Below are 21,783 nucleotides of genomic sequence, written 5' to 3'. Positions count from 1 at the left end.
TACGAGGATTACGATTTGGTAATCCTATTGACGGACGAAGCCTTCACCCGGTGCCATACATTGCGCCGGGCCCGCAGGCCGCAAGGCCTTTGCCCGAGCCTGCCGCGCGCCGCCGATATACTTTTTGCTCCCATGCGCCGCTGGCTTCTCATCTTCCTGCTCGTCCTGTTGCCGTTCCAGTTCAGCTGGGCGTCGGCATCGGCGTACTGCCAGCATGAGCGCGACACGCAGCCCGAGCACTGGGGCCATCACGAAAGCGAAACCCGCGGCACCGACCGCAGCCACAGCGGGGAGGGCGCGCAGAAGAACTCCAGCACCCAGCCGAATGCCGTGGTCGGCGACTGCGCGGTCTGCCATTCCGGCAGCGTGCAGCATGCGGAAGCTTCGGCGGAGCCGGTGAAGGCCGCGGCGCGCGTGGCTCCGGCCCTGCGCGCGACGTCCGCCGAGCGCTTCGCCTCGCACATTTCCGATGTTCCAGTCCGTCCCGACTGGTCTCTCGCCCTTTGATTCGGCGAGAGAACACCTCTTTTCTGATTTCCACCATCAGCTGAGCTCTCGCCGAATTCGTCCGTCCGTTGTTTCGCAACCCAGGAGAATTCGATGCGCACGCTCATCGTGCCGCTGGCCGCATTGGCCATGGCGGCGCCCCCGGCTTTTTCACAGGTCACACCGACCGCTGCCGGCTCCCCGTATTTACAGCCATCCGGCGCGGCGGCCCGCACGCTGGAGCCCTCAGGCCCGCTGACGCTGGGCAATGCCGTCGCGATGGCGTTGCAGGCCAACCCCGGCCTGTCCGCGGCATCCCGCGAGCAGGACACCACCGAGGCCGCCATCGTCCAGGCCGGCGCCTGGCCCAACCCCACGCTCGATGCGCAGGTGGAAGACCTGCGCCGCGACAACCGCACCACCACGCTGCAGCTGAGCCAGCCGCTCGAACTGGGCGGCAAGCGCGCCGCCCGCGTGACGGCGGCCGAGCGCGCGAGAGACCAGGCCGTCTCTGCGCTGGCCGGCCGCCGCGCCGAGATCCGCGCGGCGACGGTCACCGCCTTCTTCGACGTGCTGACCTCGCAGGAGCGCCTGCGGCTCGCGCAGGATTCCGCGGGACTCGCGCAGACGGCCACCCGCGCGGCGGCCAACCGCGTGGCAGCCGGCAAGGTCTCGCCGCTGGAAGAAAGCAGGGCACGCGTGGCCGAGGCCGGCATCCGCGTCGAGCTGCAGCAGGCAGAGGGCGCGCTGCGCTCGGCGCGCCGGCAGCTGGCCGCGCTGTGGGGCAATCCGAGCCCGCGCTTCACGCAGGTGGAAGGCGTGGTCGACCAACTGCCGGCGATGGTGCCGGCGCAGGAAGTGGAAAGCCGCCTGGGTGCCGCGCCCGCGGTGCGGCAGGCGCGGCTCGAAGTCGAGCGGCGCAAGGCGCTGTCCGAACTGGAGCGGGCCAGGCGCATTCCCGACCTGACTGTGTCGCTCGGTGCCAAACGCGTGCCGTCCTCCGAGGGCGAGACCGGTGGCAGCCGCCGCAACCAGGTGGTCGTGGGCCTGTCGGTTCCGTTGCCGATCTTCGACACCAACCGCGGCAACGTCGCCGAGGCCCTGAGCCGCGAAGAGAAGGCCCGCGACGACCTCGCCGCCGCCGAGTTGCAGCTGGGCGCAGACGTTACGCAGGCTTCGGAGCGGCTGCGCTCCGCGCGCGCCACCGCGCAGACGCTGCAACGCGATGCGCTGCCTGGCGCCGAAGCCGCCTACAAGGCCGCGGCCAAGGGCTTCGAGCTCGGCAAGTTCAGCTTTCTTGAAGCGCTCGATGCGCAGCGCACGCTGTTCCAGGTGCGTGCGCAGTACCTGCTCGCACTGGCCGACGCGCACCGCGCGGCCGGCGACCTCGACCGGCTGCTCGGCAACGAAGCCAGCGATTTCTCTCCCGCGACGGCGCCCATTGCGCGCTGACAAGCAAGGAATTCCAAAGATCATGAACACCGAAGAACGCAAACCTTTCGCTGAAAAAAGAGGGGGCAGGAAGCAGTGGATCGCCATCGCGGTCGTCGTGGTGCTGGGCCTTGGCGCTGGCGCGATGATTCTGCGCACCGCACCCGCCAAGCCCGAAGCGGCAGGCCATTCGGAGGCCACGGGGCACGGCGACGGCGAGCATCACGAAGACGAAGGCCAAGAAGGCCACAAGGAAGCCGGGGCGCAGGGCAAGGACCACGATCACAGCCATGGCGAAGCCTCGGGCCATATCGACAAGGAGCACCACGAAGAGGGCAAGCGGGAAGCCAGCCACGAGCCCGCCGGCCACAAGGAAGACGAAGAGAAGATCGCCTTCACGGACGAGCAGATCAAGGCGGCCGACGTGAGCATCGAGAGCGCCGGCCCCGCGCGCATCAAGACGTCGCTGCAGCTGCCCGGCGAGATCAAGTTCAACGAGGACCGCACGGCCCACGTGGTGCCGCGCGTGGCGGGCGTGGTCGACAGCGTGTCGGCCAACCTTGGCCAGGAGGTCAAGCGTGGGCAGGTGCTCGCGGTGCTGTCGAGCCCGGGGCTTTCGGAGCAGCGCAGCGAACTGCAGTCGGCGCAGCGCCGGCTGCAGCTGGCCCGCACCACCTACGAGCGCGAGAAGAAGCTATGGGAAGAAAAGATCTCCGCGCAGCAGGACTACCTGCAAGCCCAGCAGGCGATGCAGGAGGCGCAGATCGCAGTGGCCAACGCCAACCAGAAGCTGCTGGCGCTCGGCGCCACGCCCGGCTCGTCGGCGCTGGGCCGATACGAGCTGCGCGCGCCCTTCGACGGCATGGTGGTCGAGAAGCACATCTCGCTCGGCGAGTCGGTGGGAGAAGCCGTCAACGTTTTCACCATCTCCGACCTGTCGACCGTGTGGGCCGAGATCAGCGTGGCCGCCAACAACCTCAACCTCGTACGCATCGGCGAGCGTGTGACCATCCGCTCGACCTCGTTCGACCAGACGGCCAGTGGCACGGTGTCGTACGTGGGCTCGCTGATCGGCGCGCAGACGCGCACCGCCACCGCGCGCGTCACGCTCACCAACCCGCAGCGCATCTGGCGCCCGGGCCTGTTCGTGAACGTCGAGCTCGTGGCCTCCGAGATGGATGCGCCCGTGACCGTCTCGGCCGAGGCGGTGCAGACGGTGGAGGACAAGCCGACCGTGTTCCTCAGGGTGCCCGGCGGCTTCGTGCCGCAGCACGTGCAGACCGGGCGCAGCGACGGCAAACGTATCGAGATCGTGAGCGGACTGGAGCCCGGCGCGGCCCATGCCGCCAGCGGCAGCTTCGTCGTGAAGTCGCAGCAGGGCAAGAACTCGGCCACGCACACCCACTGAGGACGCCTGCATGTTCGAACGCATCATTCGCTTTTCCATCGAACAGCGCTGGCTGATCCTGCTCGCCGTGCTCGGCATGGCCGCACTCGGCATCTTCAGTTACCAGAAGCTGCCCATCGACGCGGTGCCCGACATCACCAACGTGCAGGTGCAGATCAACACTGCCGCACCCGGCTATTCGCCGCTTGAGGCCGAGCAGCGCGTGACCTACCCGATCGAGACGGTCATGGCCGGACTGCCGGGCTTGCAGCAGACCCGTTCGCTGTCGCGCTACGGCCTGTCGCAGGTGACGGTGATCTTCAAGGACGGCATCGACATCTACTTCGCGCGGCAGCTCGTCAATGAGCGCATCCAGTCTGCGCGGGAAAGCATGCCGAGCGGCATTTCGCCGGTGGTCGGGCCGATCTCGACCGGCCTCGGCGAGATCTACCTCTGGACCGTCGAGGCGCTGGAGGGGGCGAAGAAGGCCGACGGCAAGCCGTACTCGCCCACCGACCTGCGCGAGATCCAGGACTGGATCATCAAGCCGCAGTTGCGCAACGTGGCGGGCGTGACCGAGATCAACTCCATCGGCGGTTACGCCAAGGAGTTCCAGATCGCGCCCGACCCCGCCAAGCTGCTGGCCCACGGCCTCACGATGACCAACCTGGTCACCGCGCTGGAGCGCAACAACGCCAACGTGGGCGCGGGCTACATCGAGAAGCGCGGCGAGCAGTACCTCATTCGCGCGCCGGGGCAGGTGAAGTCGGTGGAAGACATCGGCAACGTGATCCTCGGCAACGCGCGCGGCATTCCGCTGCGCGTGCAGGACGTGGCCGAGGTCGGCATCGGCAAGGAACTGCGCACCGGCGCGGCCACCGACAACGGCCGCGAAGTGGTGCTCGGAACCGTGTTCATGCTGATCGGCGAGAACAGCCGCACCGTGTCGCAGGCTGTCGACAAGAAGATGCGGGAGATCAACCGCACGCTGCCCGCCGGCGTGAAGGCGGTGACGGTGTACGACCGCACCGTGCTGGTCGACAAGGCCATCGCCACGGTGAAGAAGAACCTGTTCGAGGGCGCGGTGCTGGTCATCGCGATCCTGTTCCTGTTCCTCGGCAACATCCGTGCGGCGCTGATCACTGCGCTGGTGATTCCGCTGTCGATGCTCTTCACCTTCACCGGCATGGTGAACCAGAAGGTCAGCGCCAACCTCATGAGCCTGGGCGCGCTGGACTTCGGCATCATCATCGACGGCGCGGTGGTGATCGTGGAGAACTGCGTGCGAAGGCTGGCCCATGCGCAGTCACACAAGGGGCGGCCACTGACGCGCAGCGAGCGCTTCCACGAAGTGTTCGCGGCCTCGCAGGAGGCGAGGCGCCCGCTGCTGTTCGGCCAGCTGATCATCATGATCGTGTACCTGCCGATCTTTGCGCTCACGGGCGTCGAGGGCAAGCTGTTCCACCCGATGGCTTTCACCGTGGTGATTGCCCTGCTGGGCGCGATGATCCTGTCGATCACCTTCATCCCCGCGGCCGTGGCGCTGTTCATTGGCAGCAAGGTCAGCGAGAAGGAGAACCGCCTGATGGTGTGGGCCAAGCGCGGCTACGAGCCGCTGCTCGCGCGCGTCATGTCGGCCAAGCCGCTGGTCATTACCCTGGCCGCGGTGGCGGTGGTGCTGTCGGGCCTGCTGGCGACGCGCCTGGGCACGGAGTTCGTGCCGAGCCTGAGCGAGGGAGATTTCGCGATCCAGGCGCTTCGCATCCCGGGCACGAGCCTCACGCAGTCGGTCGAGATGCAGAAGCAGCTCGAACGCACGCTGAAGGCGAGGTTTCCGGAGATCGAGCGCGTGTTCGCGCGCACGGGCACGGCCGAGATTGCATCGGACCCGATGCCACCGAACATCTCCGACGGCTACATCATGCTCAAGCCCGAGAGCGAGTGGCCCAAGCCGAAGCGCACGCGGGAAGAGCTGCTGGCCGCCGTGCAGGAAGAGGTGGAAAAGCTGCCGGGCAACAACTACGAGTTTTCGCAGCCGATCCAGCTGCGCTTCAACGAGCTGATCTCGGGCGTGCGCAGCGACGTGGCCGTGAAGATCTTCGGCGACGACATGGACGTGCTGAACAAGACCGCGGCCGAGGTGTCGGGCGTGCTGGGCAAGATCGCTGGCGCGGCCGAGGTGAAGGTCGAGCAGACCACCGGCCTGCCGATGCTCACCGTGAACATCGACCGCAACAAGACTGCGCGCTACGGCCTCAATGTGGGCGACGTGCAGGACGCGATCTCGGCGGCGGTCGGCGGGCGCGAGGCGGGCACGCTGTTCGACGGCGACCGGCGCTTCGGCATCATCGTGCGCCTGCCCGAAAACCTGCGCACCGACCTCGAGGCCATCAAGCGCTTGCCCGTTGCCTTGCCCAATGGCGCGGGTGCCGAAGGCATGCGCACCAGCTTCATCCCGCTGGGCGAGGTGGCCACGCTCGACATTGCGCCCGGCCCCAACCAGGTGAGCCGAGAGGACGGCAAGCGCCGAATCGTGGTCAGCGCCAACGTGCGCGGCCGCGACCTCGGCTCCTTCGTGGCCGAGGCCGAGGAGGCGATGGGCAAGGTGAAGATCCCCGCCGGCTACTGGACCGTGTGGGGCGGCCAGTACGAGAACCTGGCCTCGGCCACGCAGCGGCTGCAGATCGTGGTGCCGGTGTCGCTGCTGCTGGTGTTCACGCTGCTGTTCGCGATGTTCGGGAACATCAAGGACGGCCTGCTGGTGTTCACCGGCATCCCGTTCGCGCTCACGGGCGGCATCGTGGCGCTGTGGATGCGCGGCATTCCGCTGTCGATCTCGGCGGCGGTGGGCTTCATCGCGCTGTCGGGCGTGGCGGTGCTCAACGGGCTGGTGATGATCTCCTTCATCCGCAACCTGCGCGAAGGCGGCCTGCCGCTGGACGCGGCCATCCGCGAAGGCGCGCTCACGCGGCTGCGGCCGGTGCTGATGACGGCGCTGGTCGCCTCGCTGGGTTTCGTGCCGATGGCCATCGCCACCGGTACCGGTGCCGAGGTGCAGCGGCCGCTGGCGACGGTGGTGATCGGCGGTATTCTTTCGTCGACCGCGCTGACGCTGCTGGTGCTTCCGCTGCTCTACCGCATCGCGCACCGGCGGGAGGAGGAAGGCGAGCGCGAGGCCTGGGGCCTCAGCGCCTGATGGCGGACTTCGGCCTGAACGCCTTGCAGACCGAATCGTCCGTCTCGAGGTACGGCCCGCCGATCAGGTCGATGCAGTAGGGCACCGCTGCAAAGATGCCGGGTACGACCTGCACGCCTTCGGTGTCCTTGAGCCCTTCGAGCGTTTCCGCAATCGACTTCGGCTGCCCCGGCAGGTTGATGATCAGGCTTTTGCCGCGGATCACTGCCACCTGCCGCGACAGGATCGCCGTCGGCACGAAGCGCAGGCTGATCTGGCGCATCTGTTCGCCGAAGCCTGGCATTTCCTTGTGAGCCACGGCCAGCGTGGCCTCTGGGGTCACGTCGCGCAGGGCGGGGCCGGTGCCGCCGGTGGTCAGCACCAGCGAGCAGCCGGCGTCGACCAGTTCGATCAGCGTTGCGCTGATGCGGTCGGCCTCGTCGGGGATCAGTCGGGGCTCGAATTCGATGGGGTTCTTCAGTGCCCGGCCGAGCCATTCCTTCAGCGCAGGCAGGCCCTTGTCTTCGTAGGTGCCGCTGGAGGCGCGGTCGCTGACCGAGACGATGCCGATGCGAACAGAGTCCGGTGCGCTCATGGTGTTGCTCCTTCCCGGGAGGGGAGGGAGAAAGACAAGGGGCTCATGCGTCGTCTTCCCGGTCTTGTGCGGCGGCGGCCGCCGCATGGTCCGCGCCTCCGTGCACTGCCAGTTGCGCGCGCACGAGCTGAAAGATTTCGCGATAGGCCTTGCCCTGGCGCGGCGCTTCGCCGGCCGGGCCGGACTTCATGTCCTTGCGGGCCTGGCGCACCAGCGCGCGCAGCTGTTGCGAGTCGGTGGCGGGATGGGTTTCGATCCAGCCGCCCAGGGCGTCGTCGTCGGCAATCAGCCGGTCGCGCCACCGTTCGGCCTCGTGCAGGGCGGCGGTTTCGGCGGCCGGCATGCTGTTCTGTTCGCTCAGGGCGAGCTTCACTGCCTCGAGCACTTCGGGCTCCAGCTTGCGCATGAGCTTGCCGATGAACTGCATCTGGCGGCGCTTGCCCTCGAAATTGGTGATGCGCTTGGCCTCGGCGATGGCGTCGACCAGTTTCTCGTCGAGCTGGAGTGCGTCGAACAGGCCGGCGCGCAGTGTGAGCAGCTCGGTGCCGAGCTTCTGCAGTTCGTCGCTTTCGCGCTTGAGATCGGTGCGGCTGGCTTCGTCGGAGCCCTTGAGCTCGCGCTTGAGCTCAAGGTCGAGTTCGCTGCCTTCGGCTACGAACTGGCCACGGACGAAATAGCCTTTTTTGGGTTTGCGGGACATGAGGTGGATTCTGGGCCGCACCGTGCGGCGTTGCAACGCGTGCAATGCGCAGTGGGAAGCTGGGGGAAAACGGGAAATGGGGGGCGCAAGTATCATAGCCACCACATGACGACATCCTCCTCGCGCGCCGATTCCGGCTTCGCCTACAGCCGCTCCTTCTTCGAAAACCTGGTCGACTCGGCCTTGGCCCATGCCAAGAAGCTCGGCGCCACCGACGCCGGGGCCGAGGCCTCCGAGGGCTGCGGCCTGAGCGTCTCGGTACGCAAGGGCGAGCTGGAAAACGTCGAGCGCAACCGCGACAAGTCGCTGGGCATCACGGTCTACGTGGGCCACCGCCGCGGCAACGCCAGCACCTCCGACTTCTCCGACGCCGCCATCAAGCAGACCGTGCAGGCGGCCTACGACATCGCCCGCTTCACGGCCGAAGACCCCGTCAGCGGCCTGCCGGACGAAGAGGACATCGCCAAGGTGCACCCCGAACTCGACCTGTTCCATCCCTGGGACGTGACGAGCGAGCAGGCCGCCAGGCTGGCGCTGGAATGCGAAGAGGCGGCCCTGACGACCGACAAGCGCATCACCAACAGCGAAGGCGCGGGCGTCTCGGCGCAGCAGAGCCACTTCTTCAGCGCCCACACGCACGGCTTTCGCGGCGGCTATGCCAGCTCGCGGCACTCGATCTCGGTGGCGCCCATCGCCGGCAAGGGCGACGACATGCAGCGCGATGCCTGGTACAGCTCCATGCGCTCGGCCGGTGAACTGGCCAGCCCGCAGGCCGTGGGCCGCTACGCCGCCGAACGGGCGCTGAGCCGCCTGAAGTCGCGCAAGATCAAGACCACCGAATGCCCGGTGCTGTTCGAGTCGCCGCTGGCCGTGGGCCTGCTGGGCGGGCTGGTGCAGGCCGTGAGCGGGGGGGCGCTGTACCGCAAGAGCAGCTTCCTGCTCGACTCGCTGGGAAAGCCAGTGCTGCCCAAGCACGTCGATGTGGCCGAAGACCCGCACCTCATTCGCGGCAAGGGCAGTTCGCCCTTTGACGACGAAGGCGTGACCACGCGGGCGCGCAAGGTGGTCGATGCCGGCCGCCTCGAAGGCTACTTTCTCTCGACCTACTCGGCCCGCAAGCTGGGTATGAAGACCACCGGCAACGCCGGCGGTTCGCACAACCTGACGCTGAGCTCGCGCCTCACCAAGCACGGCGACGACCTCGACGCCATGCTCGCCAAGCTCGGCACCGGCCTGTTCGTGATCGAGCTGATGGGCCAGGGCGTGAACTACGTGACCGGCGACTACTCGCGCGGCGCCAGTGGCTTCTGGGTTGAGAAGGGCCGCATCGCCTTCCCGGTGCAGGAGATCACCATCGCCGGCAACCTGAAGGACATGCTCATGGGCATCGAGGCCATCGGGGCCGATGCCTACACCTTCGGCGCCAAGACCACGGGGTCGGTCCTGGTGAACCGCATGAAGATCGCGGGCAGCTGAGCCCCTGGGCGGGCGCCCGCCCACCGGTCACTTCTTTGCAGCTTCTGCGGGCGGTGCGATCAGGTGCTCGAGCATGCGCCGCGCATTGAGCGGCAGGTCTTCCGACGAACGCACGCAGGCCATCAGCGTGCGTTCCGCCCAGGTGTCGGAGAGCGAGGCGCGCGCAATCTTCATCGAACGCGCGCAGCGTTCGGCCGCGGTCTGGGGCACGATGCCGACGCCGATGCCGTACTCCACCATGCGGCACACGGCCTCGAAGTTGCGCACGCGCACCCGGTAGGCCAGGTGCTTGCCGAGCGCGCGCACATGCTGGGTGATCAGCTGCTGCAACGCACTGTTCGCAGGCAGGCCCACGAATTCGCTGTCGACCACGTCGGCCAGCCGCAGGCGCCGGCGTCCGGCCAGCGCGTGGCCGCGGGGCATCACGAGCACGAGGTCGTCGCGGCGAAAGGGGTGGCATTCCAGTCCTTCGCTGTCGATGGCGTCCGAGACGATGCCGATGTCGCACAGGCCGCCGCGCAGCGCTTCCACTGTGTCCGGACTGGCGCGCTCCTCGAGGTCGACCGAAATGCGCGGATGCTCGGCGAGAAAGCGGCTCAGCACCTCGGGAAGGTGCTCGGTCAGCGCCGAGGTGCCGCACATGAAGCGCACGTGGCCCTTGAGGCCCTGGCCGTATTCGCCGAGCTCGCCGCGCAGGCGTTCCATCTGCTGCAGAACGACGCGCGCATGGTGCAGCAGCGTGCGGCCGGCTTCGGTGGCGCGCACGCCCTGCGCGTGGCGCGTGAGCAGCGGGCTGCCGAGGGCGTCTTCCATGCCGCGCACGCGCTGGCTCGCGGAGGCCAGCGTCATGTGCGAACGCCCGGCGCCGCCGGTGAGGCTGCCGGCTTCGACCACGTTGAGAAAAAGCCGAAGGTCGGTGAGATCGAATCGCATGGTTCGGCGGAGTGTGCATCAAGAGCCTCAGTCCCAGCCTGAGGCCGGCTCTGCGAACACCGCATTTCCCGGTGCGGCATTGCCCGGCAGACTCGGCCGCGATGATGCATTCGAACGACTTGACGGGCTTCTGGGTTGCCGCAGCGGCCGTGTTCCTGCTGGCCGGTGTGATCAAGGGCGTGATCGGGCTGGGGCTGCCCACGGTGTCGATGGCGCTGCTCGCGCTGTGGATGCCGCCAGTGCAGGCGGCGGCACTGCTGATCGTGCCCTCGCTGGTCACCAACGTCTGGCAGACCGGGCCGCGCGCGAGCTTCCTGCCGGTGCTCGAGCGTATCGGCGGCATGCAGGCGGGGATCGTCGTCGGCACGCTGGGCGGCGCGTTGTGGCTGGGCGTGCCGTCGGGGGCATGGGCGACGGTGGCGCTCGGCGTGGCGCTGGTGCTCTATGCGGGCTGGGGGCTGACGGGGCGGCAGCTGCACGTGGCCGAGGGGCAGGCGCGCTGGCTGGGGCCTGTGGCGGGCATCGCCACGGGGCTGGTGACGGCCGTGACCGGTGTGTTCGTGGTGCCGGCCGTGCCGTACCTGCAGGCGCTAGGGTTCCAGCGCGACTCGCTGATCCAGGCGATGGGAATTTCGTTCACCACCTCGACCGTGGTGCTGGCCATGGGGCTGGCCGGAAATGGGAGCTATCCGGCGTCTGCGGTGGGCGGGTCGATCGCGATGCTGGTGCCGGCCATCGGCGGCATGATGCTCGGGACTTGGTTGCGGCGGCGGCTTTCGGTGGCGGTGTTCCGGCGCTGCTTCCTGGTCGGGCTGGCGCTGCTGGGCGTGTACATGGCCACGCGCGCCGCGGGCTGAAAAGGCTCAGGCCGCGAGCAGCAGGGCCGTGCGCACGCGCTCGATGGTCTGGCGGTAGGGCAGGGCGAAGTCGTCGATGGCATCGCCGGGTTCGAGCCAGCTGAACAGGAAGATGAGGCCTTCTTCTTCGGGACTGCCGGTGGCGGTGTGCATGAAGGTCTCGGGCAGCCCGCCCTCGGCGCGCATCAGGAACAGGTGCCACAGCTGCGGATGGCGGTGCGTGTTGCCCTCGACGCCGGCTTCGCATTCGCGGTCGAGCGTGCCGAGCGACTGCAGCGGGCCGGCGTAGTCGATGCCCGATTCTTCGAGCAGCTCGCGGCACACCGCGATCTCGGGGGACTCGCCGGGCTCGATGGTGCCCTTGGGGAGCTGCATGTTGCCATCCTCGGGATGGCGGAACACCAGCAGCCGGCCCTGCGCGTCGACCAGGCAGGCACAGGCCTTGAGGATCGGGGCGCGGGGGCTGCCGGTGCTCATCAGGCGCCTGTCAGGGCCGCTTTGACGGCAGCGCTGACCTGGCCCATGTCGGCCTTGCCGGCGAGGCGGGTCTTGACCACGCCCATCACCTTGCCCATGTCGCCGGGGCCGCTGGCGCCCAGTTCGGCCACGATGGCCTTCACTGCGGCCACCGTTTCATCGGCGCTCATGCGCTGGGGCAGGTAGACCTCGAGCACCTTGATCTCGGCAGCTTCCTTGTCGGCCAGGTCGATGCGGCCGCCGGTGGTGAAGGCGGCGATCGAGTCCTTGCGCTGCTTGACCATCTTGTCGACGATGGCGACGACCATGGCGTCGTCGAGCTCCACGCGCTCGTCGACTTCCTTCTGCTTCAAGGCTGCGAGCAGCAGGCGGATGGTGGCGAGGCGCTCGGAGTCCTTGGCGCGCATCGCCGTCTTCATGTCTTCGGTGATCTGTTCTTTGAGAGTCATTCGGCAACCTTTGGCAAAAACAAAAGCCGCGGCAGGTTTCCCTGGCGCGGCTGAGGCAACTGGGCGACGGCGCCGACTTTCGTCGAGGCCTGCCGCCCGGGGGCGTTGCTTAGTACAGCTTCTTGGGCAGCTGCATGCTGCGCACGCGCTTGTAGTGGCGCTTGACCGCGGCGGCCTTCTTGCGCTTGCGCTCGGCGGTCGGCTTTTCGTAGAACTCGCGGGCGCGCAGGTCGGTCAGCAGGCCGAGCTTTTCGATGGTGCGCTTGAAACGGCGCAGTGCGACGTCGAAGGGCTCGTTTTCTTTAACGCGGATGGTGGTCATTGATGAATCGTTGAACTGAAGTTGGCTCGGGGAGATCGAGGCCCAAAGCCGGGGTTCCTCAACTGAAATCTTTGGTGGCCGTTGAGGGGAGGCCAGAAGTTAGCCCGAGATTATAGCGCGCTTGCGCAGGCATGCGCGCTCGCCCAGGCCCATTGGAAGTTGTATCCGCCCAACCAACCCGTCACATCGACCACTTCGCCGATGAAATACAGGCCCGGCTGCTTCGATTCCATGGTCTGGGACGACAGGTCGCGGGTGTCGACACCGCCGGCCGTCACCTCGGCCTTCTTGTAGCCTTCGGTGCCGCTGGGCGTGATCTGCCAGCGGGCGATGCGCTCCGACAGGGCGGCCAGCGCCTTGTCGGCGGCCTCGTTGACGGGGCGCTGCAGGGCCGGGTCCTGGCCGACCCAGGCGTCGGCCAGCCGGGAGGGCACCAGCGTGGCCAGTTCGTTGGCGATGCGCTTCTTCGAGCGCAGCTTGGCTTCGCCGAGCGCCTCGGCCACGTTCGTGCCCGGCGCGAAATCGAGCGTCAGCGGGGTGCCGGGCTTCCAGTAGCTCGAAATCTGCAGCACGGCCGGGCCCGACAGTCCTCGGTGGGTGAACAGCAGGTCTTCGAGGAATGCCGTCTTCTCTTTCCTGGCACCGGTCTCGATGCGCACCGGCAGCGCGAGCCCGGCCAGTTCGGCATACGGCGCCCAGGCCTCGCCGCCGAAGGTCAGCGGCACCAGCGCTGGCCGGGGCGCGACGAGGCGCAGGCCGAACTGCTCGGCGATGCGGTAGCCGAAGTCGCTGGCGCCGATCTGGGGAATCGACAGGCCGCCGGTGGCAACCACGATCTTCGGCGTCTCGATGGCACCGCGGCTGCTCTCGATTCGATAGCTGCCAGAGCCCGTCAGCGTGATGTTTCCGGCCTTGCACGGCTGCCAGCGCTCGACTCCGCCCGCCGCGCATTCCGCCAGCAGCATGTCGACGATCTGCTGTGAGGAGCCATCGCAGAACAGCTGCCCCTTGTGCTTCTCGTGGAAGGCGATGCCGTGCCTCTGTACCAGTTCGATGAACTGCTGCGGCGCGTAGCGCGACAGCGCCGAGCGGCAGAAATTGGGGTTGTCGCCGATGAAGTGGCGCTGCGGCGCGCGCACATCGAGATCACGGTTGGTGAAGTTGGCACGGCCGCCGCCCGAGATGCGGATCTTCTCGCCCACCTTCTCGCTGTGGTCCACCACCAGCACCTTGAGCCCGCGCTGGCCTGCGATGCCGGCGCAGAACAGCCCGGCGGCCCCGGCGCCGATCACGACGACGTCGAAGCGGGAAGACGCGGGCGCGCTCAAGGGCCGTCTGCCGCGAGCAGCGGCGGCGGGTTGTATTTCAGGTGGCCCACATAACGCAGCGGCTGCGTGGCGGCGATGGAGGGCACGTCGCCTTCGCGCATGTGCAGCAGGTCGGCCGGGCTCACCCAGCGCGGATCGGCGCTGGTGATCGGCAGGCCGGCCTGCCGGTAGGCCTCGAGCACGAACTGCGAGCAGAAGAACTGGTCGTCGCGGCTCGCGCCCAACTGAACCATCGCCATGCCGCTCATGCAGTAGTGGCTGACTGCGCCCGGCATCAGCGGCAGCTCGCACAGGCGTCGGTTCAGCACGAAAGGCGCGTTCAGCAGCACGCCCACGGTGTTGTAGCGCGCGCCGACCTGCGACAGCGCCCATTCGCGCATGCGCCCGGCACCGGCTTCGTCCACGCCCGGCACGCGGAAGGCCACCACCATCTGCTCTTCATCGACCACCTCGGCCAGCGGCCGTGCGCGCACGCCGGTGCCCACGGCTTCGGCGATCTGGCCGTCGCCGAGGTAGAGCACCGCATGGCTCACTGGCGAGAAGGTGCCCAGCCGGATGCCGAAGGAGTTCAACGTGGCGATGGAGGTCAGCAGGATGTCGCCCGGCGCCAGCGCGTCGGCGGCGATGAGCTCGCCGCCGTTGCCCGGTGCGATGACCGAGCTCTGCACCCGCACGCGCAGGCCGGCGTCCTTGGTCGGCAGGTCGACGCGGGTGGCGCAGGCCGTGAGCAGCAAGGCGGCGCCCGCGGCAGCGAGGGCCGCGAAAGTCCGGAAGCGGGAGTGCATCAGCCTTTCCAGACGAAGGGGAACTTCAGCTGCTTGAAGAAGCCGTTGGGCACGTAGTCGCCCAGCACGCCGTATTTCTCGGGCCAGAGCTTGGTGCTCTTCACCGCGGTGCCGAAGAGGTAGTCGAGGAAGGCGTAGTGCGCCGCGTAGTTCTTGTCGAGCGCCTCGATGTCCTGGCTGTGGTGCCAGTGGTGGAAGTTGGGCGTCACGATCAGGTAGCGCAGCGGGCCGAGCCGTACGCTCACGTTGCAGTGGTTGAACACCGCCTGGAAGCCCACCACCACGATGTAGGCGTCGATCACTTCCTTGCTGAAGCCCAGCACGTAGATGGGCGCGAGCACCAGCGTGCGCGTGATCAGCAGTTCGAGGATGTGCTGGCGCGAGCCCGCCATCCAGTCCATGCTCTTCACGCTGTGGTGCACCGCGTGCAGGCGCCACAGCACCGGCACTTCGTGGTACGCGCGGTGCGTCCAGTACTGCACGAGGTCGGCCACCAGGATGATCAGCAGGATGCCGGCCCAGAACGGCAGGTTGCCCACCCAGCCGCGGATGCCGTCGTTGGCGGCCCAGCCGAAGAACTTGTGCACCATCAGGTTGGTGGCCAGCAACACGAAGCCCACGATCATGTGGTTCACCACGAAGTGGTGGAAGTCGGTCTGCCACTCCTCGCGGAACACGGGTTGGTCTTTGCGCAGCGCAAAGAGCTTCTCGATGAAGATGAAGATCAGCGACGAGCCCAGCAGGTCGAGGATGAACCAGTCCAGCCCGATGTACGGCGTGTTGTCCGCGAAGTCGTGCACCGGCACCTTGTGCCCGCCCAGCAGCGCCGAGGCCGCCACCAGCAGGAACGCGGCCGACGACAGCCAGCGCGAGCGGTTGAAGATGATGTTGACCAGCGACAGCCCGCCCGAGATCACCATGGCCGCCAGCAGGATGAAGCGCATCACGTCGACGTTGTAGCTCTTGCGCAGCTCGGGCGTGGTGAGGTACTGCGGAAAGTGGAAGGCCAGCACACCGAGGAAGCACAGAATGCCGAGGCTCAGTGCGATGGTTCCAGTGACCAGGCCTCGGCCGCGGCGCAATTCGCCGTGGCTTTCCGTGAATTCATTGAGTTTCTCGAGCATTTCCGCCTCTTTCTTGCTTGCGCTTTTGTTGGGGCGCGATTTTAGGCGGCTGTAGGAAAACGCTCACGCCTTCCGCACGGAGCGCCGGCGCAGCAGGGCAGCCGCGCCCAGCGCCACCGCCATCACCAGCAGCGACACCACGGTGGTCACCGTGCCGAGCGCATAGATCGAAGGCGTGGTCACCGTCGAGGTCAGCCCCTGCAGTTCGAGCGGCAGCGTGTTGACGTCGCCGATGGCCTGCGAGGTGCGGGCAATCTCGTCCCACGACAGCGTGAAGCCGAACATGCCGATGCCAACGATCGATGGGCCGATCAGCGGCAGCACCACGAAGCGGAAGGTCTGCCACGGCGTTGCGCCGAGGTCGCGCGCAGCTTCCTCGTAGGCCGGGTTGAAGCGGTTGAACACCGCGAACATGATGAGCAGCCCGAATGGCAGCGTCCACGTCAGGTGCGCGCCGAGGGCGGAGCTGAACAGGCCGAGCGCGGTGCCGTAGCCCTCGAGCAGCGTGGTTGCGTCCACGGCCGTGAGCAGGCTCTTGATGCCCGTGTCGAGCAGCCGGAACTGCAGGCCGATGCCCAGCGAAATGATGATCGACGGCATGATGAGGCTGGCGACCGTGACGAAGAACAGGGCGTTGCTGCCCGCGAGCTTCTTGCGGAATGCGAGCCCGGCGAGCACCGACAGCACGACGGTGAAAGCCATCACCACCGCACCCAGCGCCAGCGAGCGCCGGAAGGCCGCGCCGATGTCGACGGTGCCCAGGCCTTCGGCCAGCTTGTAGAACCAGTGCAGCGACAGCCCGCGCAGCGGAAAGGTCAGGCCGCCTTCGGGGCCCTGGAAGCTCAGCACGAAGATAGTGATCATCGGGCCGTAAAGGAACAGCACGAAGAGCCCGAACACGGTGGCCAGCGGCCAGAAACCGGGCGCGCGCTGGGCGCCGATGGGTGTCTGCATCTCAGAGCTCCTTGCGGATGTCGACCATCCGGGTCAGGCCCCAGATGATCATCAGCACCACCGCCAGAAGGATCATGGCGTTGGCCGCAGCCAGCGGGAACTGCAGGTACGAGGTCTGTACCTGGATGATCTTGCCGATGGAGGCGATCTGCTGCCCGCCCATCACGCCGATGGTGACGAAGTCGCCCATGACGATGGTGATGACGAAGATCGAGCCGATCAGGATGCCGGTGCGCGACAGCGGCACCACCACGTTCCACAGCGTCTGCCAGCCCGAGGCGCCGGCGTCGCTGGCCGCTTCGAGCAGCGAACGGTCGATGCGCATCATGCTGTTGAAGATCGGCACGATCATGAACATCGTGTACAGGTGCACGAAGGCCAGCACCACCGAGAAGTCGGAGAACAGCAGCCACTCGACCGGCTGGTTCACGAGGCCCACGCCCATCAGCGCCTGGTTGACCAGTCCGTTGCGTCCCAGCAGCGGCACCCACGAGATCATGCGGATCACGTTGGAGGTCCAGAAGGGCACGGTGCACAGCACGAACAGCACCGTCTGCATCGTCGACGAGCGCACGTGGAACGCCAGGAAGTAGGCCACCGAAAAGCCGACGAGCAGCGTGATGCCCCACACCAGCACGCAGAACTTGAAGGTGCTCAAGTAGGTGTTCAGCGTGACGCAGAGGTCGCCGTTGTCGGTGAGGCTCGCGCAACCCTCGAACAGGCTCAGGTAGTTGCGCAGCGTGACGGCCGGGATCAGCTCGTACTCGTTGAAGTTCCACAGGCTGACCATGGCGACCAGCGCCAGCGGGATCAGGAAGAACAGCAGGAACACCAGCGCGAACGGCGCCGCCTGCCACCACGCCTTCACCGTCAAAGCTCGCCCCCAGTCTTCGCGCACTTCGTGTCGCTACGCCAACCCCCTACCGGGGGCAACACCAGCGGCCCGGCAAAGCCGGTTCCGCGGTGTTTCTGGAATGGGATCCGCACGGTCAGGCCGCAACGAACTCGTTCCATTTCCTCACCATGTACTCGTTCTCGTCCATGACGGCGTTCCAGCACGCGATGCCGCCCATGCGCTGCTCGTAGCTGCCGCCGTCGCGCACCGCACCGGCCTTGGCGATCACGTCGCCCTGCGGGCTCTTGATGTCCTGGGTGGCGGGCTTGCCTTCCATCCAGTAGGCCCACTCGTAGGCTTCCATCTTGGTCTTGGCGGTGTCGAGCACGGCGCTGTAGTAGCCCTGGCGGTTGAGGTAGGCGCCTGCCCAGCCATCGAGGAACCAGTTGATGAATTCATAGGCACCGTCGAGCTTCTTGCCCGAAAGCGTGGCCGGCAGGCCGAAGCCCGAGGCCCAGGCGCGATAGCCTTCCTTGAGCGGCTGGAAGGTGCAGTCGATGCCCTTGCTGCGCACGGCCGTGACGGCGGGCGACCACATCGACTGGATCACCACTTCGCCGGAGGCCATCAGGTTCACCGACTCGTTGAAGTCCTTCCACAGCGCGCGGAACTGGCCGGCCTTCTTGGCTTCGATCAGGGTCTTGATCGTCAGGTCGATCTCGGCCTTGGTCATGTTGCCCTTGTCGGCGTATTTGTGGATGCCCTTGGCCTCCACCACCATCGCGGCGTCCATGATGCCGATCGACGGAATGTTCAGGATCGCGGCCTTGCCCTTGAACTCGGGGTTCAGCAACTCGGCCCACGAGCCGATGGGGCGCTTGATCAGGTCCGGGCGGATGCCCAGCGTGTCGGCGTTGTAGGTGGTCGGGATCAGCGACATGAACTGCGTGGCCGACTTGGCGAAGGCCTTGCTCTTCTCGCCTTCGAGGTAGATCACCTTGACCGGCGCCGTGCCCTGGCTGCCGACCTTCTTGCCCGCCACTTCGCCCTTGGTGAAGAGCGAGGTGATCTTGTCGGCGTTCTTCACGCGCTTGGTGTCGATGCCCTTGAGGTTGCCGGTCGGCACGATCTTCTTGAGCGAGAAGAACTCGGTGTCGATCAGGTCGAAGCTGTTCGGCGCGGTGACTGCGCGCTTGGTCACGTCGTCGGTGGTCACGGCCACGTACTGGATCTCGATGCCGGTGTCGGCCTTGAACTTCTCGGCGATGGCCTTGTCCTGGTTCACGGCGGTGCCGAGGTAGCGCAGCACGACCTTCTCCTGCGCATGCACGAAGGGCGCGACGCCCGCAGCCAGGATGCCGGCCGTGCCTTGCAGAAGGGTGCGGCGCTTGACGCCGGTGGACGAGTCGATGGGGTCGGTCATGGCTAGGTCTCCAGAAAAAAAGTGGAAGGGGACGAACGCGGGAAAACGAGAAAGCGGGCTACTGGAGCGCTCACAGGGTCAGGGCGAGTGCGGCCGTGTCGTCGCGCAGGGCGTTTGCGTCGACGGGCGCCGGCACGCGCTCGCCCGGCGGCCTGGCGCCGGGGCCGAGCACGCGAGCGTCGGCCTCGGCCCACGAAAGGCGCACCGCCTCGCCCTGCGCATAGGGGCGCGAAAGAAAGGCGGCCTCGCCCAGAAGCACCGAAACGTTCTGGCGCCCCGGCGCGACGGCGTCGAGCGCCAGGCCGAGCAGCACGTAGGTGCCCTGGTACTCGACGTCGGTGACGGTGGCGGGCAAGCCGGCCGCCGTGGCGGCATCCGTTGCCGCGGCGATCCGCATGTGGTCGTTGCGCACCGCGATCGGGCCGGCCGGCGTATCGAACACGTTGTGGCCGCCCATGAAGCGTGCCACGAATTCGCTCGCCGGATGGTTGTAGACCGCGTGCGGCGAGCCGACCTGCTCGATCACGCCGTGGTTCATGACCACCATGGTGTCGGCCAGCGCCATCGCCTCCTCCTGCGAGTGCGTGACGTGCACGAAGGTCAGGCCCAGTTCCTTCTGCCAGCGCCGCAGCTCGGCGCGCATCTGGATGCGCAGGAAGGGGTCGAGCGCCGAGAGCGGCTCGTCGAGCAGCAGCACGCGCGGTTCGGTGATGAGCGCCCGCGCCAGCGCCACGCGCTGCTGCTGGCCGCCCGAAAGTTCACCGGGCTTGCGTGCGGCCAGGTGGCCCATGGCGACGCGCGCGAGCAGGTCGTTGGCGCGCCGATGGCGCTCGGCCTTGCCGACGCCCTTCATCTTGAGACTGAAGGCCACGTTGTCGGTGGCCGACAGGTGGGGGAACAGCGCGAAGCTCTGGAACATCATCGCCGTGCCGCGCGCGGCGGCGGGCAGGTTCGTGATGTTGCGGTTGTCCAGCAGGATGTCGCCGCTGGTGACGGACTCGTGGCCCGCGATCATGCGCAACGTGGTGCTCTTGCCGCAGCCCGACGGGCCGAGCAGGCAGCAGTAGCTGCCGCTGGCAATGCGCAGGTCTATCCGGTCGACGGCGGCCGGTGTGCCGGGGGCATAGCGCTTGGTGAGCGCGACGATCTCGACTGCGGCGGGTTCGGGCGTGGCGACGGCATTCATTGCCGATGGCTCAGCACGATCCATGCCACGTTGTGGTGCGCGGCGCCCGTGCCGCTCGTGCTGTCCTCGCCCTGGTCAGGTGCCGATCAGGTACCGAACTTGTCCGCGTCCACCGGTACCTCAGCGGCTGCCAGCCCGCGCAGCACGTCGCCTACCACGATCACCGCGGGGCTGGCCAGGCCGGCCTTGGCGATACCGTTCTGCAGGTTGCCCAGCGTGGTCGCGATGTGCCGCTGGTGCGGCAGGCTCGCGTGCTGGATGACCGCCACCGGCGTGTCGCCCGGCAGGCCTTGCAGCAGCTCGCGTTCGATGTGCGCGGCACCCGACACGCCCATGTAGATCACCAGCGTCAGGCGTGCGTTGTAGGCCGTCGCGGCCAGCGCGCGCCAGTCGGTCGGGTCTTCGCCCGCGCCAGCGCCGGTCTTGGCGTGGCCGGTGACGAACACCACGCCCTGCGCATGGTCGCGGTGCGTGAGCGGCACCCCCAGCGAGGTCACGGCCGCGAGGCCCGCGGTGATGCCGTTGACCACGGCGCATTCGATGCCGGCTTCGCGCAGGTGCTCCACCTCTTCGCCGCCGCGGCCGAAGATGAACGGGTCGCCGCCCTTGAGCCGGACCACCGTCTCGCCTTCGCGCACCGCGGTGATCATCAGCCGCTCGATGAATGCCTGCGGCGTGCTCTTGCAGCCGCCGCGCTTGCCAACGTGCACGATGCGCGCGCCGGGGCGGGCGTAGGCCTGCACGATCTGGTCGCTCACGAGGTCGTCGACCAGCAGCACCGTCGCGGCCTGGATCGCCTTCACGGCCTTGACGGTCAGCAGTTCCGGGTCGCCCGGGCCGGCGCCGACCAGGGTGCAGTGGCCGGTGATGAGAGTGGATGCGTTGTTCATGCGTGGGATGCCAGTTGCGTGATGTGCCTGACTTGCGTTGCGATGGCCTCGGGCACGGGAAGCTCGCCGGCCAGCACGCGGCGCGTGTAGTCGGCGGTGGTCGCGACGTCGATTTCCTTCGGCAGGCCCGGCACGTCGGCGGCGGTGCCGGCCTGCTGCGCCTGCAGCTCGGTGCGCACGCCGCGCACGAAGCCGTCGATCTGCGCGGTGCGGCGCGGGTCGGACACCACTTCGCCTTCGAGGCCGCGCGAGAGCAGGGCGGTCATGCCCGTGAGCTCGAAGGTCTCGCCCATGGTGCGCGCGTATTCGGGGTGCGTGTAGCTCGCGATCACCACGCAGGGGCCGGCGGTGGGCTGCATCAGCTTGACCACGCTGTGGCCGGGGTTGCGCAGGCCGACCACGCGGCGCACGTCGAGCAGGCGCTTGAGCGCGGGGTTCAGCAGCTCGGTGGGCGCAAAGGCCGCTTCGCCGTTGGCGATGGGGCGGATTTCGGCCATCGGCGGCAGCCCGAGTGCCGTGAGCACGTTCGATGCGAGCACGCGCGAGGTTTCGCTTGCGCTGCCATGCACCAGCACCGGCAGGCCTTCGCGGGCCAGCAGCAGCGCCAGCAGCGGCGTGAGCACCGGCAGCTTGCGCGCGCCGTTGTAGCTCGGCAGCACGACCAGCGGGCGGTCACCGGCCGGGATGCGGTTCAGCCGCGCATGGGTCGCATCGAGGAAGCCGGCCATCTCCTCGGGCGTTTCGCCCTTGATGCGCATGGCCAGGCAGAAGCCGCCGATCTCGAGGTCGGTGACGGTGCCGTCCAGCACCTGGCCGAACAGGTCGGTGGCCTGTTCGCGCGTGAGCGGCTTGGCGCCTCGCGCGCCGCGGCCGATTTCCTTGATGTATTGGCTGATTCCCATGGGTGGATGGATTGTCCTGCAAGGCTTATGCCGGAATGCGAGATGGCTTATGCCTTGGATTGGCTCCC

Annotated in this window: 21 protein-coding genes; 6 read left to right on the top strand and 15 right to left on the bottom strand. The window is 67.6% G+C overall.

Translation table 11 applies throughout. From position 1 onward, the window contains the following. Positions 1 to 132: 132 nt before the first annotated feature. From czcI to ACCD11_RS04360, 4 genes are all read left to right on the top strand, one after another. A complete protein-coding gene (gene czcI, locus ACCD11_RS04375) occupies positions 133 to 507 on the top strand; it encodes a cation efflux protein, CzcI family (RefSeq protein ID WP_413312586.1) in 375 nt (124 codons plus the stop codon). Between the two features lie 93 nt (positions 508 to 600). Beyond that, on the top strand, positions 601 to 1,938 hold the full coding sequence (locus tag ACCD11_RS04370) for a TolC family protein (protein WP_413312585.1): 1,338 nt from the start codon (positions 601 to 603) through the stop codon (positions 1,936 to 1,938). A 22-nt stretch (positions 1,939 to 1,960) separates the two neighbouring features. Then, a complete protein-coding gene (locus tag ACCD11_RS04365) occupies positions 1,961 to 3,325 on the top strand; it encodes an efflux RND transporter periplasmic adaptor subunit (protein ID WP_413312584.1) in 1,365 nt (454 codons plus the stop codon). 10 nt (positions 3,326 to 3,335) lie between these two features. Further along, positions 3,336 to 6,500, top strand: a complete 3,165-nt coding sequence (locus ACCD11_RS04360) for a CusA/CzcA family heavy metal efflux RND transporter (protein WP_413312583.1) — start codon at positions 3,336 to 3,338, stop codon at positions 6,498 to 6,500. Here ACCD11_RS04360 and mog read toward each other — a convergent pair. Both mog and yjgA read right to left on the bottom strand, forming a co-directional pair. Then, positions 6,490 to 7,074: a molybdopterin adenylyltransferase gene (mog, locus tag ACCD11_RS04355; RefSeq protein WP_413312582.1), complete on the bottom strand. Its 585-nt coding sequence runs from the start codon at positions 7,072 to 7,074 to the stop codon at positions 6,490 to 6,492. The two genes, ACCD11_RS04360 and mog, sit on opposite strands and share 11 nt — an antisense overlap. Before the next feature lie 43 nt (positions 7,075 to 7,117). Continuing rightward, complete coding sequence (yjgA, locus tag ACCD11_RS04350; RefSeq protein ID WP_413312581.1) at positions 7,118 to 7,774, bottom strand: ribosome biogenesis factor YjgA; 657 nt, start codon at positions 7,772 to 7,774, stop codon at positions 7,118 to 7,120. Positions 7,775 to 7,879: 105 nt separating this feature from the next. On the opposite strand from yjgA, the gene pmbA reads away from it, so the two are divergent. Then, positions 7,880 to 9,250: a metalloprotease PmbA gene (gene pmbA / locus ACCD11_RS04345; RefSeq protein WP_007833703.1), complete on the top strand. Its 1,371-nt coding sequence runs from the start codon at positions 7,880 to 7,882 to the stop codon at positions 9,248 to 9,250. Between the two features lie 27 nt (positions 9,251 to 9,277). Here pmbA and ACCD11_RS04340 read toward each other — a convergent pair whose 3' ends face one another. Beyond that, the gene (locus ACCD11_RS04340) at positions 9,278 to 10,183 is read right to left on the bottom strand and encodes a LysR family transcriptional regulator (RefSeq protein ID WP_413312580.1); all 906 of its coding nucleotides are present in this window, start codon (positions 10,181 to 10,183) and stop codon (positions 9,278 to 9,280) included. A 101-nt stretch (positions 10,184 to 10,284) separates the two neighbouring features. Here ACCD11_RS04340 and ACCD11_RS04335 point away from each other — a divergent pair, with 101 nt between their 5' ends. After that, positions 10,285 to 11,040: a sulfite exporter TauE/SafE family protein gene (locus ACCD11_RS04335; RefSeq protein WP_413312579.1), complete on the top strand. Its 756-nt coding sequence runs from the start codon at positions 10,285 to 10,287 to the stop codon at positions 11,038 to 11,040. 6 nt (positions 11,041 to 11,046) lie between these two features. On the opposite strand, the gene ACCD11_RS04330 is transcribed toward ACCD11_RS04335, so the two are convergent. The 12 genes from ACCD11_RS04330 to ybiB form a co-directional block, all read right to left on the bottom strand. Beyond that, the gene (locus tag ACCD11_RS04330) at positions 11,047 to 11,517 is read right to left on the bottom strand and encodes an NUDIX domain-containing protein (RefSeq protein ID WP_007833693.1); all 471 of its coding nucleotides are present in this window, start codon (positions 11,515 to 11,517) and stop codon (positions 11,047 to 11,049) included. Then, on the bottom strand, positions 11,517 to 11,966 hold the full coding sequence (locus tag ACCD11_RS04325; RefSeq protein WP_007833692.1) for a GatB/YqeY domain-containing protein: 450 nt from the start codon (positions 11,964 to 11,966) through the stop codon (positions 11,517 to 11,519). Before ACCD11_RS04325 ends, ACCD11_RS04330 begins: the two co-directional genes overlap by 1 nt. Positions 11,967 to 12,075: 109 nt before the next feature. Further along, positions 12,076 to 12,288, bottom strand: a complete 213-nt coding sequence (gene rpsU, locus ACCD11_RS04320; RefSeq protein WP_007833691.1) for a 30S ribosomal protein S21 — start codon at positions 12,286 to 12,288, stop codon at positions 12,076 to 12,078. A gap of 110 nt (positions 12,289 to 12,398) precedes the next feature. After that, entirely contained in the window at positions 12,399 to 13,616 is a 1,218-nt protein-coding gene (locus tag ACCD11_RS04315) for an NAD(P)/FAD-dependent oxidoreductase (RefSeq protein ID WP_413312578.1), read from the bottom strand. Beyond that, positions 13,613 to 14,401 (bottom strand): YaeF family permuted papain-like enzyme, encoded by a 789-nt coding sequence (locus ACCD11_RS04310; protein ID WP_413312577.1) that lies wholly within the window; start codon positions 14,399 to 14,401, stop codon positions 13,613 to 13,615. Before ACCD11_RS04310 ends, ACCD11_RS04315 begins: the two co-directional genes overlap by 4 nt. Next, a complete protein-coding gene (locus ACCD11_RS04305) occupies positions 14,401 to 15,525 on the bottom strand; it encodes a sterol desaturase family protein (RefSeq protein WP_413312576.1) in 1,125 nt (374 codons plus the stop codon). The genes ACCD11_RS04310 and ACCD11_RS04305 overlap by 1 nt, the downstream gene beginning before the upstream one ends. A 63-nt stretch (positions 15,526 to 15,588) precedes the next feature. Then, the gene (locus ACCD11_RS04300; RefSeq protein ID WP_007833679.1) at positions 15,589 to 16,479 is read right to left on the bottom strand and encodes an ABC transporter permease; all 891 of its coding nucleotides are present in this window, start codon (positions 16,477 to 16,479) and stop codon (positions 15,589 to 15,591) included. Between the two features lies 1 nt (position 16,480). After that, entirely contained in the window at positions 16,481 to 17,353 is an 873-nt protein-coding gene (locus ACCD11_RS04295) for an ABC transporter permease (RefSeq protein ID WP_413312575.1), read from the bottom strand. A gap of 115 nt (positions 17,354 to 17,468) precedes the next feature. After that, a complete protein-coding gene (locus tag ACCD11_RS04290) occupies positions 17,469 to 18,737 on the bottom strand; it encodes an ABC transporter substrate-binding protein (RefSeq protein WP_413312574.1) in 1,269 nt (422 codons plus the stop codon). A 70-nt stretch (positions 18,738 to 18,807) separates the two neighbouring features. Next, entirely contained in the window at positions 18,808 to 19,923 is a 1,116-nt protein-coding gene (locus tag ACCD11_RS04285) for an ABC transporter ATP-binding protein (protein WP_007833674.1), read from the bottom strand. An 86-nt stretch (positions 19,924 to 20,009) separates the two neighbouring features. Further along, positions 20,010 to 20,813, bottom strand: a complete 804-nt coding sequence (cobA, locus tag ACCD11_RS04280) for a uroporphyrinogen-III C-methyltransferase (protein ID WP_007833673.1) — start codon at positions 20,811 to 20,813, stop codon at positions 20,010 to 20,012. Beyond that, the gene (gene ybiB, locus ACCD11_RS04275; RefSeq protein ID WP_413312573.1) at positions 20,810 to 21,715 is read right to left on the bottom strand and encodes a DNA-binding protein YbiB; all 906 of its coding nucleotides are present in this window, start codon (positions 21,713 to 21,715) and stop codon (positions 20,810 to 20,812) included. The genes cobA and ybiB overlap by 4 nt, the downstream gene beginning before the upstream one ends. Between the last annotated feature and the right edge of the window lie 68 nt (positions 21,716 to 21,783).

The organism is Variovorax sp. Varisp36 (genome assembly GCF_047304235.1).
Lineage (GTDB): Bacteria > Pseudomonadota > Gammaproteobacteria > Burkholderiales > Burkholderiaceae_C > Variovorax.
This window is presented reverse-complemented; position numbering and strand designations above follow the sequence as displayed.